The organism is Pedobacter sp. PACM 27299 (assembly GCF_001412655.1).
Lineage (GTDB): Bacteria > Bacteroidota > Bacteroidia > Sphingobacteriales > Sphingobacteriaceae > Pedobacter.
The window spans coordinates 1,453,663-1,466,067 of the sequence record NZ_CP012996.1 but is presented as its reverse complement, the minus strand read 5'-3'; the positions used below and the strand labels follow the sequence as shown (position 1 = coordinate 1,466,067).

Sequence of the window (12,405 nt, the reverse complement as noted above, 5' to 3'; positions counted from 1 at the left end):
TCTAACCAAAAATATTGCCACATGCTAAAGAAGTACCAATCCGAATTCCAAAGTTGGATTGAAAAAGAGAAAAAAGCCATTGAGCTGATTAACGTCGTAGGCCAGCTCTGGTTCGACAGATCTATCGAACTTGTATTGTTCCGCAAACCTTTATTTGATGTTGGCAGCAGCGAAATCCTTTCGCACCACCAATATGCGAAACAAATCAGCGGAAAAGACATCAGTATTTACGAAACCCTGGAACTGGCTTTGACCATATCAAAATGTAACCTTGCCCCTTCCCGCATTGACATTGGCCGATTAGCTTCAGAATGGCTGGACGACAATGACCACTATCCTACCATTCATGATTTTGTAGTGAGTAAACTCAGCAAACACATTGGTAAAGACAAAAGAAATTTAGTTCCTAAGGATGTAGTCCTGTATGGCTTTGGCCGTATTGGCAGAATTGCCGCACGTGAGTTGATCTTACAAGCAGGTAAAGGTGAGCAATTGCGCTTAAGGGCAATTGTAACTCGTAGCTACAGTGATGAAGAACTGATCAAAAGAGCAGAACTTTTACGAACAGATTCTGTTCACGGTCCTTTTAATGGTACCATTACCGAAGACTTTGAAAATAAAGCCTTGATTATTAATGGACAAACCATCTATTTTATCGTAGCCAAAGAACCAGAAGAGGTAGATTATACCTTATATGATATTCATGACGCCTTATTGATTGACAATACTGGCGTTTTCCGTGACCGCGAAGGTTTGAGCAGACACTTGAATGCCAATGGAATCAGTAAAGTATTGCTTACTGCCCCTGCCAAAGGAGATATCCTGAATGTTGTGGCTGGAATCAACGATGCAGGGATTGATTATGAATCGGAAACAATTTTATCGAATGCCTCTTGTACCACCAATGCCATTGTCCCTGTTTTAAAACTGATTGACGATGCTTTTGGTATTGAAAAAGGACACATAGAAACCGTTCACTCTTATACGAACGATCAAAATTTACTAGACAATTACCATAAAAAATATAGAAGAGGCAGAGCTGCTGCGCTAAACCTGGTGATCACAGAAACCGGCGCGGATAAAGCGGTGGCAAAAGTAATCCCTCATTTAGGCGGCAAGCTGACCGGAAATGCGGTGCGGGTTCCTACGCCAAATGTTTCATTGGCCATTTTAAACTTATCATTGAACACGGTCACGTCTAAAGAAGAAGTATCAGAAATACTCAGACAGGCATCTTTGTTCGGAGATTTATCAGAGCAAATCGAATACTCTATTTCAAATGAACTGGTAAGTACGGATTTAATTGGCAACAGTCATGCTTCCATTATCGACGGACCAGCTACGATTATGGCCAAAGACAATAAATCAGTAGTATTATATGCCTGGTATGACAACGAATATGGTTACACCAGACAAGTGATCCGGCTGGCTAAGAAATTAGCGGGGGTAGTGAGGTTAACATATTATTAGAATTTCAAAAAAACACCTAATTAAAAAGGGCTTTGTTAAAACAAAGCCCTTTTTTTTGTTGGCATCAGCACTGTTTATTTAGCATTAATACCTCAACAATCGCAGTTCTTAAAATTCCTTGATATTAAAGTTCTTTAACAGCAATACTAATTTAAAACTGTGGCAAATGAGGCTTCGTCTTCATGATGTCCTCAATATCTGTCAACACTTTTTCAGTAAGCAATGGCAGTACTTCTAAAGTGGTCAGGTTTTCTTTTAATTGCGCGGTTTTCGAAGCGCCTAAAATTACTGTACTGACATTTGGATTTTTTAAACACCAGGCCAGAGATAATTTCGCCAGAGGAATGTTCAACTGATCTGCAAGTCCCTGAAGTTTTTCTGCTTTTTTCAGCTTATCTTCATTTAATACCACATCTTTCAACCATTCCATTCCTTTGAGTTCCAGTCGCGTATCTTTAGTCACTCCTGAAGTGTATTTACCTGACAATAAGCCGGAAGCCAAGGGCGACCAGATCGTAGTTCCCAGTCCATACTCTTTAAACAGCAGTAAATATTCATTTTCCATTTTATTGCGTTCCAATAAATTGTACTGCGGCTGCTCCATCGTAGGACCGATTAAATTGTACTGTTTAGCTACGCGAATGGCTTCCATAATCTCTGAAGCGCTCCATTCTGAAGTTCCCCAGTATAGGATTTTTCCCTGTTGTAATAAGGTATTCATCGCCCAAACCGTTTCTTCAATCGGCGTGTTCTTATCAGGTCTGTGGCAGAAATAAAGATCCAGATAATCTACCTGTAGCCTTTTTAATGCCCCATGACAGGCCTCAATTACGTGTTTACGGGACAATCCCATCCGATTTGGGCCCTTATTTTCTGTTCCAAAAAACACCTTACTCGAGACGACAAAAGATTCCCGTTCCCATTTTCTGGCTTTAAGAATCTTTCCCATTACGACCTCAGATTTCCCTTCCGCATAACCTTCGGCATTGTCGAAAAAGTTGACTCCTGCATCATAAGCAATTCCCATCAGTTCATCTGCAGTCTGGTCACTAATCTGTTGACCAAAAGTAAGCCAGCTGCCCAATGAAAGCGCACTCACCTGCAATCCTGATTTTCCTAAACGTCTATATTCCATCTAATTTTATATTTTAATGAATTGATATGTTCATTTATTTGTCTTATTCGTGTTTTTTAAAGTATTACAAAAACACCACTCCTATCATTAAGTTTTCTTTTTTGGAGCATCGGGGCTTTTCCGATAATATTTTTACCTTTATATAACACAAGCTCCCATAGAATGAGAATTCACCTGCTAATCCCTTTAATTGCCTTATTGAGCTGTAATGCTCAAAAAAATCCCTCGCAGGCACAAATCAGCAAACCTATCAGTAAAACGGAACAACAACTATTAAAGGATGTAGAGACCTTATCTTCTGATCGTTTTGAGGGACGTAAAACAGGCACTAAGGGCGCTGAAATGGCCAGAGCATATATCGAACAGCGATTTCAGGAAATAGGCTTAGCGCCGCTCCCACACCTTGGTAATTATGAACAGATTTTTACGTTCAAAGACAGGGCTGGGCTGGACATTACAGGTAAAAACATGCTGGCTTATGTGCCGGGGCGAAACACAGAAGTGATCGTAATTTCTGCACATTATGACCATGTAGGGATCATAAAAGACCAAATTTATAATGGGGCAGACGACAATGCCTCCGGTGTAGCTGCGCTATTGAACTTTGCCGCTTACTTTAAAAAGCATCAACCTAATTACAGTATGGTATTTGCCGCTTTTGATGCCGAAGAAATGGGATTGAAGGGTTCAAAGGCTTTTGTAGAGTTAGCAACGATTCCGCTAGGGAATATCCGGATGAATGTGAATATGGACATGATCAGTCACAATGACAAAAACGAATTGTATGCCTGCGGCACTTTTAAATACCCGCAATTAAAAAAGTATTTCATTACCAGTAAACCGACCGTTAAAGTAATCATGGGCCATGATGATCCAAAAACCGGCCATGAAGACTGGACAAATCAAAGTGATCAGGGCTCTTTTAATGCGAAAAACATTCCCTTCTTATATTTCGGAGTAGAAGACCATAAAGATTACCACCAGGCCTCGGATAAGTATCAGAATATCAACAAAAAGTTCTTTACCAATGCTGCTGCTTCCATTCTGGAAATCATTAACAACATTGATAAAGAACGTGATCTGCAGTCTATTTTCAGACAAAAACTACAGATGAAAAAGCAATAGGATTAGAACTCTATGGCTAAAAGGCTGTTTAAAGGAATATGAATTCCATTTTTCAATTGTAAGTATTTTTCTGTCACCTGCCATACGGTAGTAGAAACAGTTTTAGGTCCTTCTTTTGTATTAAAGGAAATATCTGCTTTTGATTTAAATTCATTCCCCAGGCGTTGTGCAGAATTCAACTTATCTCTTAATTCTTCGGTATGGTTCTGGTCAGCAGGTATGATCTGACTGATGTCTATTGATTCTTTCTCGATTAATTCCCCAATCATAATACTCTGGCTAAATTGTAATAAATATGCGTTTCTTAATTTAAAATCGCAATTAAAAGCCATAGATCAAAGTCATTTTGACATCCTATTGTAAATAGGATTTTACAATGATCAAAAAACGCTGATTAACAAGGTTTTATTTTTTTAATCGGTAACGTGTTTCCACCATACCCGCGGCAGCCATGTTGCTATTTGAATAATCTGTCTTCATGAGTTTTACCGAATTAGCAGTAGCGCCGGCTATCCCTTTTGAAGAGATTCGGCTAGCCAAAACTGATGGAGCCACCGGGGCAAGAAGAGAAAGTGCTTTATTTAAATAACTCTCTTTAGGGTCCCCAAAATCATGCTCAGCATCATCATAAAGATCTGATCCTCCTGTATCCGCAAAATCTGGCTTCATTCCAGTATAATAACCACCTTCCCCATTTTTATTTTTACTTTCAAAACTTGGCAAATACACAGAATAGTGTTTGTCCAGGACGATTGGAAAGAATCCGACAGGCTTGCCATAAGTGGTAGTACCGACCAATTTTACACTCTGCATATAAGGTTTAATGCTATTGATCAGCAATTCACTTGCAGATGCAGTATTACTGGAAACCAGAAACACAATATTTTTCAATCCGTTTAAAGGTCCCTTTTTTGAAAATGAGTATATATTTCCGGCATCAGACCAGTCCACATCATTCAATGTATACATTTTACCTGAACTGCTGTATTGAATTTGCCCCTTGGAATCTGTTAAAGGTTGGTTCTTGAGTATGCTGGCTTTCCCACTCTTCATCACACTATTGTAAGTTTCAGAAAACATCACTCCATTGGTATTGGCTGGAGCGAGCTGATTCAACAGATACTCTGCCGTTTCCACAGAACCTCCCCCATTATAGCGTAAATCGATCACTAAATCTGTGATATTATTAGCCGAAAAATTGGCAAAAACTGGATCTATTCGAGTATCCGTTGGATTTTTACTATCAGGATTTGTCAATACTGAAAAGAGCGAATAAGCTAGATAGCCAACCTTTTTCCCTCCTTGATCAATTACTTTCGAAGCAAATATCGGACTGCTCGTATATTTTTTAACACTAAGTGCCACATCGTTGAAAGTTGTTCCATCCGGTCTGATCCCAGAAAAAGTGGTGCTGCTGGTGCTCCCATTTAAGACATTATTGATGAGAGCTACTTCTGCATCGAAATTAGTTCCAATAGCACGACTACCAATTTTGGTAATCTTCGTTCCGCGTGTAATCTTTGCAAGATCAGCAGGTGAATTCGGATAAACAGCCTTCACAAAAAGTTCATATCCTGTGTTATCACCGTAACCTTGAAAATTTAAAAAGCCCATATCAAAACCAATGTCCGACAGGTCTACGCTGGATGATCTATCTGGAGCAGTGCTCTGACTGCCATTTGCGGTATTTTCATCCCTGATGAATGCGTATTTTGGGAAAGAGGAACCAGCGACCGTTTCAAATCCGGAAAGTTTGGTAATGTTGAACAGCTCATTATTGAAATTGGCCAGATCAGTACCTAATTTTGTGTAAGTTCTAGGATCAAAAACATCATAGGTAGGCAGTTTATCGTTCCAGTAATAAATCTGCTGGGCATATAAAAATAGTGAATCGTTGGTCAGCGATCTTCGGTCTGAGGTGGGCGTTTGTTTGGTATTTCCAACACCAGGCTGCGGCTGCTCAGTGTCAGGACTTTCTGGATTGACCTTGCTTTTTTTGCAAGCATTGAATAGCACAGGAACAAGTGCCAATGCGATTAAAATGTACTTTCTAGAGTTCAATCGTTTTATCATCCTTAGTCAGGTTTTCTATTACAAATCTATAATAAAAAAACTCATTACCTGATGATGATCAGCAATTTAACAGGTATTTTATTTCAAACAGCTTAATTTTTTTCATCATAAACCAAGCTGTTTAAACATAAGCAGGTTATACCAGCACTTCTTCGATGGCTAAAAATTCAATTTCTGCATTCAGAGCGCATTTCTGATCTGCGGATTTAGCACCAATCAACACCATCTGCTCTGGGTTTAAATCATGGCGTTCCAGGATCATTTCTATTCCTTTTGTACTAGGTTTAGGTTCAGATTCTTCAGAAAAATAAACGATCAGGTTCTTTTCCAATCCGTTCCATTCTATTTGTCTAATTTTATTTAATTGCATCAGGGAATCACCATCTACAAATAAAAACACTTGTTTGCCATTGGCAACAATTTCCTGTAAGAAAGTAAGCGCTTTATTATAGATTAGTAGCTTTAATGGAAGTTTTGCATTTTGCATGACCAGATCATAATTTACTTTATACTTCTCTGGAATTTTGAACTCTGCAGCAGTTTTCTCAAATAGATCTACAGTGCCATGACCATGGTATTCCTCTTGCATATATTTTACAATATCACTGGCATTTAATTGTTCGCCGTATTCAATAAATTGTGCGAACAGGTAGTAAACCTGCAATAAATAATCCTTTTCAGGATAAATGACATTGTCCAGTTCAAAAACGAATGCTTGTTTGTTTTTTAGTAATTCTTCTGGCCTCATGGGTAAAATGATTAGGAATTAATGGTAAATAAAACTGGTTTCAGGCCTTCAGGACTGTCAATGGTGTAAAATACACCATTCAATTTTTCTTTAATGCCTAATTTTTTTTGTGCTTCGTTCGCGTTTTCAGGGAATAGCAATATGCCTTTCTGGTACAATGCCCAATCTCCGCTTTGTTTCTCAGTGCTGAGGTATTTAGGCAAATCTGCTGGCTGCGGCAATAACACCTCAATCCCAAATTCCTCGAATAAGACCATGGATTTGGCTACTGCTTCAATTTCAAAATCATGGATTGGCAATAGCATTTCTACATTTTCGTCCAGACAGTTATTGAGCAAAGTATGTGCAGTGGTATCGTCATTTCTAGTCCCCAAGGAGTGCATTTGATAAGCCGCAGAAGAAAAAGCAGGCATATCTCCGTAATCGGCAAGTAATATAGGTTGGTTGGCAAAAGCTTTCAGCAGCTTTAATGCTGAGGCAGATTTACCTCCTGTAATTAGTATTTTCAAAATGTTATATGATTAATCCGTCTTTCATGGTGACTACCCTATCGCTGATTTCTGCCAGTCCTTCGTTGTGGGTAACAATCACAAAGGTCTGTTTAAAATTATCGCGGAGGGTGATAAAAAATTCGTGCAGGGCATTGGCATTGGCGGAGTCCAGATTTCCGGAAGGTTCATCAGCCAGAATAATCGCGGGATGGTTCACGAGTGCTCTCGCTACGGCAATCCGCTGCTGCTCCCCTCCCGACAATTCATTGGGTTTATGCGCCGCCCGATCTTTCAATCCCAGCAAATCCAAAAGCTCCATTGCGCGGCGCTCTGCATCTTTTTTACTGGTCTTAGCGATAAATGCAGGGATACAGATATTCTCCAAAGCACTAAATTCAGGCAGCAGATGATGAAATTGAAAAACAAAGCCTATATTTTTGTTACGAAATACACTCAGCAGCTCTCCGGAAAGTTGATTTACCTTAGCACCATTTAATTCGACAGTTCCCTGATCTGGCTTGTCTAAAGTCCCTAATATGTGCAGCAGGGTACTTTTACCTGCACCAGAGGCGCCGATAATGCTGACAATTTCTCCCTTTTCCACCTCAAAATCTACCCCTTTCAGGATGGGTAAATTTCCATAAGCTTTCTTTATACCTGTTGCTTTTAGCATAAATGCAAACTTACTGTTTTTAAAACCAATCTGAAATTGTAGATTTGGACAAATTTTTTCAGCAAATGAATATCCACGAATATCAAGGTAAAGAAATACTTAAAAGTTTTGGTGTAGCCGTACAAGAAGGCGTCGTTGCCCACACGGTTGAGCAGGCTGTAGAAGCGGCTAAAAAAATGAAAACTGACTACAATTCTGATTGGGTTGTGATTAAAGCACAAATCCATGCAGGCGGAAGAGGTAAAGGCGGTGGCGTAAAGCTTGCGAAAAACCTGGAAGAAGTAGCACAAAGAGCAACCGACATTTTAGGTATGCAATTGGTTACTCCTCAAACTGGCCCGGAAGGAAAGAAAGTGAACAAGATTTTAGTGGCACAGGATGTTTATTATCCTGGAGCATCTGAAACTAAAGAATTCTATGTGAGCGTGCTTTTAAACCGTTCAACTGGAACTAACATCATTATGTATTCTACCGAAGGTGGAATGGACATTGAAGAGGTTGCAGAAAAAACTCCTCATTTAATATTCAAAGAAGAGATTGACCCTAAAGTTGGTCTTCAAGGATTCCAGGCTCGTAAAATTGCCTTTAATCTAGGATTAAGTGGTGCTGCTCATAAAGACATGGTGAAATTTATCACTGCGCTTTACAAAGCTTATGACGCTACCGACTCTGCGATGTTTGAGATTAACCCGGTATTAAAAACTTCTGATGACAAAATCATCGCTGTTGATGCTAAAGTTGACTTAGATGAGAACGCTTTATTCCGTCATCCTGATTATGCAGCAATGCGTGATAAATTGGAAGAAGATCCAACAGATGTGGAAGCAAGTGAGTCTAACTTAAACTATGTGAAATTAGATGGTAACGTTGGCTGTATGGTGAACGGTGCTGGTTTAGCAATGGCGACCATGGACATCATCAAAATTGCAGGTGGTGAGCCAGCTAACTTCCTGGATGTAGGTGGAACTGCGAATGCACAAACTGTAAAAGCAGGTTTCAACATTATCCTTAAGGATCCAAATGTGAAAGCGATCTTAATTAACATCTTTGGTGGTATCGTTCGTTGCGACCGTGTTGCTCAAGGTGTAATTGATGCTTATAAAGAAATCGGTGATATTCCTGTACCAATCATCTGTCGTTTACAAGGTACTAATGCCGCTGAAGCGAAACAGTTAATCGATGAGTCAGGATTAAAAGTATATTCTGCAATTGCATTGAAAGATGCTGCAGATTTAGTAACTAAAGTATTGGCATAAGTACCAGTTCTTAGTTAAAAATCTAAAAGGTCAATTGTTTATTCAATTGGCCTTTTTTTATACCTGAAATTTTGGTTCTTAAAGCTAAAAAGCTCGGTACTGAATTTATCCTGAGCTTTTACTGCATTTATTTCGCCTATAAAACAAAAGAAGCCTCAGGTCATCCAACCTGAGGCTTCTTTAACCAAATATAAATTAAACGAGCTGACACAAATATAGAAGTTAAACAGACAATTCCCAATTTATTTAAAAATAAATTGCAATAAAAATGATTAAACAGTAAAAATTAAACAAAAAACACCTCAGAATTAACACTAAAACCAAAAAATAGAAGAAAAACACCGAATAATCGATTGAAATATTAATATTTTACCATAAATAACTGACATAAATAGATTTTAAAACACATAATTCATAAAATGAGTTAAAAAATGAGGTTAAAATAGATTATTTTACAATTATTTTAACAAAAGACTAAAATAAAGACACTAAATACCTCCTAATTTCAAGGAAACATAAAAAACGGAACCTTTTTGCGTTTCACTTTCAAACCAGATATTTCCTTGCTGTTTTTCCGTAAACTCCTTACACAAGAGTAAGCCAAGACCAATCCCTTTTTCATTATTGGTTCCATAAGTAGCGGAAGCATTGAGCTGGAACAGATGTTCCTGTTTTTCGGGCGTGATGCCGATTCCATTATCAGATATAATGATCATTCCGCTGGTTCCGCGATAACGCGTGGAAACGATCACCTCTCCCCCCTCAGGGGTAAATTTAATAGCATTAGAAACCAGGTTCCGAACTACGAGATGAAGCATATCATGATCAGCCATTAAATAAAGTTGTCCGGCAGTGAGCATTCGCAAACGGATTCCTTTTTTATTAGCAATGGTATTTTCTATTTTTAACCAGCCCTGAAGGGCTTCATTTACATCTAAGGCCTTCAACTGCACGTTCCCCCCTTGCAGCTGCGTCTTCGACCAGGAAAGCAGATTCATGAGCATTTCAGAAGTATCTCTGGTAATTTGCAATAGCTGTCCTTCAATCAATTGCTTTTCCGCTTCATCCAGTCCGATGGAATTCAGAATTTCCAAATAGCCCTGAATGGAACTCAAAGGCATCCGTACATCATGCGCTACGATAGACAACAGGCGATCCTTTTCTCTGTTCAAGTATTCCAGTGCCCCCTTTTGCAATAGAATCTCATCTTTTTGCGCCTCAATTTCCCGGTTACGCTGCTCTACAGACAAACGCTCATAGTCGTAATTTTTCCGCATGTAACTGATAGACAGAAAAATTAAAACCGTAGAAACGATATAAGTGACCGCAAAATCAATAACTCTTGCAAAAGGACTGTAATACAGATCAGGTGCTAATTGCGGCTGATGATATTCCAATGCCAGTACTGCCAATACTATAAATATATTGACCGGCACCCAAAATTTATACTGTGCTCTTGGGATGATGGTGATGACGAGGAAAAAAGAAAGTGCAAAAAGCAGCACATTTGGCCCAAGAATTCCAGAATTATAAAAATAGCAATAGGTAAAAGTAATGTTACTGATGATGCAGAAAAGCGTAATGGCCAGATTGGCTTTCCTTTTTATCTTGGAAAGGTAATACAGTCCAACAATAAAGACCATGCCTAGAAAGCATAGCCAAGCCAATTCTTTAAGCTCCATTAAATAATTATATGGCGCTTCCACCATCAGGGCAAAAAATGCAAAAATACATATAGTATTAAAAATACGCTCCTCTAAAGAAAATTCCCCGATGTCGCCTATGGCCTTTTGCCAAAAAGATTTGATATGATTCGATTGCACGCTAATTAAGATTGAGATGTCGCTTCGCAAACTTAATACAATAAGAAACATAAAAAAAATCAATTAAATCCTTATTTTTGAACCTCTCCACAATAAAATCATGATCAAAAGAGAAAAAGTAAAAAGCCTGTTAGAGACAGAGCAGTTCGACAGAGAAGTAACAGTGATGGGTTGGGTGCGTACTTTCCGCAACAATCAGTTTATTGCTATCAATGATGGTTCCTGCATGGGAAACATCCAGATTGTTGTTGACTTTAATAATACCCCTGAAGATTTATTGAAACGCATTACTACTGGCGCTGCCATTGCAGTAACTGGTACAATCGTAGAATCTGTTGGTAAAGGACAGAGAGTTGATGTTAAAGCGAATACAATTGAAATATTAGGTGATAGTGATCCGGAGAAATTCCCATTACAGCCTAAGAAACACAGTCTGGAGTTTTTAAGAGAAATCGCGCATTTACGTTTCCGTACCAATACTTTCAATGCGGTATTTAAATTGCGTCATGCTTTAGCTTTTGCTATTCACCAGTTTTATAATGACAGAGGGTTTACTTATATGCACACTCCTATCATTACCGCTTCTGATGCAGAAGGTGCTGGCGAAATGTTTAAGGTAACCAATTTAGACCTAGAGAATCCACCAAAAACTGAAGATGGTAAAATAGATTTCTCACAGGATTTCTTTGCCCGTGCAACTAACCTAACCGTTTCCGGACAATTAGAAGGTGAGCTTGCTGCTATGGCTTTTGGACAGATTTATACTTTCGGCCCTACTTTCAGAGCGGAAAATTCAAATACTACCCGTCACCTTGCTGAATTTTGGATGATTGAGCCAGAGGTTGCTTTTGCAGACCTGGAAGACAACATGCAATTGGCCGAGGACATGATGAAGTATGTGATTAAATATGCTTTAGAGAATTGTAAAGAGGAAATCGACTTCTTAAACAACCGCTTGTTAGAAGAAGAAAAAACTAAACCTCAGAATGAGCGTTCTGAACTTTCCTTAATTGACAAACTGAACTTCTGTTTAGACAATGACTTCGAGCGCTTAACTTATACGGAAGCGATTGCGATCTTAAGGTCTTCTAAACCGAATCAAAAGAAACAATTCAAGTATCTTATTGACGAATGGGGAGCAGATTTACAATCAGAACACGAACGCTACCTGGTAGAAAAACATTTCAAAAAACCAGTGATCTTAACCGATTATCCTGCAGATATTAAATCTTTCTATATGCGCCAGAATGAGCCTGATGCTCAAGGTAGAAAAACAGTGGCCGCAATGGACATTCTTTTCCCTGGAATCGGTGAAATGATTGGTGGTTCTCAAAGAGAGGAACGCTTAGACAAGCTGACACAAAGAATGGATGAGTTAAACATCTCTCAGGAAGAAATGTGGTGGTTTTTAGACACCAGACGCTTTGGATCTGCACCACACTCCGGCTTCGGATTAGGTTTCGAAAGACTGGTACTTTTTGTAAGTGGTATGACGAATATCAGAGACGTAATTGCTTTCCCTCGCTTCCCAAAAAACGCGGAATTTTAAGCTGTATATATTTTCATTTAAAAGGGCCGGATCTTCAAAAATCCGGCCCTTTTTGTTTTGTC

11 protein-coding genes are annotated in these 12,405 nt (G+C 38.9%); 4 read left to right on the top strand and 7 right to left on the bottom strand.

Features of this window, described 5'->3' with window-relative positions; all coding sequences use genetic code 11:
• Nucleotides 1-21 precede the first annotated feature (21 nt).
• Nucleotides 22-1,470: a glyceraldehyde-3-phosphate dehydrogenase gene (locus tag AQ505_RS06265; RefSeq protein ID WP_062547390.1), complete on the top strand. Its 1,449-nt coding sequence runs from the start codon at nucleotides 22-24 to the stop codon at nucleotides 1,468-1,470.
• Nucleotides 1,471-1,621: 151 nt separating this feature from the next.
• Here AQ505_RS06265 and AQ505_RS06260 read toward each other — a convergent pair whose 3' ends face one another.
• Nucleotides 1,622-2,605 (bottom strand): potassium channel beta subunit family protein, encoded by a 984-nt coding sequence (locus AQ505_RS06260; protein ID WP_062547389.1) that lies wholly within the window; start codon nucleotides 2,603-2,605, stop codon nucleotides 1,622-1,624.
• A gap of 162 nt (nucleotides 2,606-2,767) precedes the next feature.
• On the opposite strand from AQ505_RS06260, the gene AQ505_RS06255 reads away from it, so the two are divergent.
• Complete coding sequence (locus tag AQ505_RS06255) at nucleotides 2,768-3,730, top strand: M28 family peptidase (RefSeq protein ID WP_062547388.1); 963 nt, start codon at nucleotides 2,768-2,770, stop codon at nucleotides 3,728-3,730.
• Between the two features lie 2 nt (nucleotides 3,731-3,732).
• Here the strand turns inward: AQ505_RS06255 and AQ505_RS06250 are convergent, their stop codons facing one another.
• The 5 genes from AQ505_RS06250 to AQ505_RS06230 all read right to left on the bottom strand — a co-directional run bounded on the left by AQ505_RS06250 (nucleotide 3,733) and on the right by AQ505_RS06230 (nucleotide 7,715).
• Nucleotides 3,733-3,999 (bottom strand): hypothetical protein, encoded by a 267-nt coding sequence (locus AQ505_RS06250; protein WP_187667801.1) that lies wholly within the window; start codon nucleotides 3,997-3,999, stop codon nucleotides 3,733-3,735.
• A gap of 136 nt (nucleotides 4,000-4,135) precedes the next feature.
• The gene (locus tag AQ505_RS06245; protein WP_197286312.1) at nucleotides 4,136-5,791 is read right to left on the bottom strand and encodes a S41 family peptidase; all 1,656 of its coding nucleotides are present in this window, start codon (nucleotides 5,789-5,791) and stop codon (nucleotides 4,136-4,138) included.
• Nucleotides 5,792-5,939: 148 nt separating this feature from the next.
• Nucleotides 5,940-6,551 carry an HAD hydrolase-like protein gene (locus tag AQ505_RS06240; RefSeq protein ID WP_062547386.1) on the bottom strand — a complete coding sequence of 204 codons (612 nt, stop codon included), beginning with the start codon at nucleotides 6,549-6,551 and terminating at the stop codon, nucleotides 5,940-5,942.
• A gap of 11 nt (nucleotides 6,552-6,562) precedes the next feature.
• Nucleotides 6,563-7,060: a hypothetical protein gene (locus tag AQ505_RS06235; RefSeq protein WP_062547385.1), complete on the bottom strand. Its 498-nt coding sequence runs from the start codon at nucleotides 7,058-7,060 to the stop codon at nucleotides 6,563-6,565.
• Nucleotides 7,061-7,064: 4 nt separating this feature from the next.
• The gene (locus AQ505_RS06230; protein ID WP_062547384.1) at nucleotides 7,065-7,715 is read right to left on the bottom strand and encodes an ABC transporter ATP-binding protein; all 651 of its coding nucleotides are present in this window, start codon (nucleotides 7,713-7,715) and stop codon (nucleotides 7,065-7,067) included.
• A 65-nt stretch (nucleotides 7,716-7,780) separates the two neighbouring features.
• On the opposite strand from AQ505_RS06230, the gene sucC reads away from it, so the two are divergent.
• Entirely contained in the window at nucleotides 7,781-8,971 is a 1,191-nt protein-coding gene (sucC, locus tag AQ505_RS06225) for an ADP-forming succinate--CoA ligase subunit beta (protein ID WP_062547383.1), read from the top strand.
• 488 nt (nucleotides 8,972-9,459) lie between these two features.
• Here sucC and AQ505_RS06220 read toward each other — a convergent pair whose 3' ends face one another.
• Nucleotides 9,460-10,794 carry a sensor histidine kinase gene (locus tag AQ505_RS06220; protein ID WP_197286311.1) on the bottom strand — a complete coding sequence of 445 codons (1,335 nt, stop codon included), beginning with the start codon at nucleotides 10,792-10,794 and terminating at the stop codon, nucleotides 9,460-9,462.
• Nucleotides 10,795-10,894: 100 nt separating this feature from the next.
• On the opposite strand from AQ505_RS06220, the gene asnS reads away from it, so the two are divergent.
• Nucleotides 10,895-12,343, top strand: coding sequence for an asparagine--tRNA ligase (asnS, locus tag AQ505_RS06215; protein WP_062547381.1), 1,449 nt, complete (start codon nucleotides 10,895-10,897; stop codon nucleotides 12,341-12,343).
• Nucleotides 12,344-12,405 lie beyond the last annotated feature (62 nt).

Bases quoted from the DNA above. Each gene is read 5' to 3' on its own strand.
- AQ505_RS06250 (WP_187667801.1), bottom strand. From the start codon at position 3,999: ATGATTGGGGAATTAATCGAGAAAGAATCAATAGACATCAGTCAGATC.
- AQ505_RS06240 (WP_062547386.1), bottom strand. From the start codon at position 6,551: ATGAGGCCAGAAGAATTACTAAAAAACAAACAAGCATTCGTTTTTGAA.
- AQ505_RS06265 (WP_062547390.1), top strand. From the start codon at position 22: ATGCTAAAGAAGTACCAATCCGAATTCCAAAGTTGGATTGAAAAAGAG.
- asnS (WP_062547381.1), top strand. From the start codon at position 10,895: ATGATCAAAAGAGAAAAAGTAAAAAGCCTGTTAGAGACAGAGCAGTTC.
- sucC (WP_062547383.1), top strand. From the start codon at position 7,781: ATGAATATCCACGAATATCAAGGTAAAGAAATACTTAAAAGTTTTGGT.
- AQ505_RS06230 (WP_062547384.1), bottom strand. From the start codon at position 7,715: ATGCTAAAAGCAACAGGTATAAAGAAAGCTTATGGAAATTTACCCATC.
- AQ505_RS06255 (WP_062547388.1), top strand. From the start codon at position 2,768: ATGAGAATTCACCTGCTAATCCCTTTAATTGCCTTATTGAGCTGTAAT.
- AQ505_RS06260 (WP_062547389.1), bottom strand. From the start codon at position 2,605: ATGGAATATAGACGTTTAGGAAAATCAGGATTGCAGGTGAGTGCGCTT.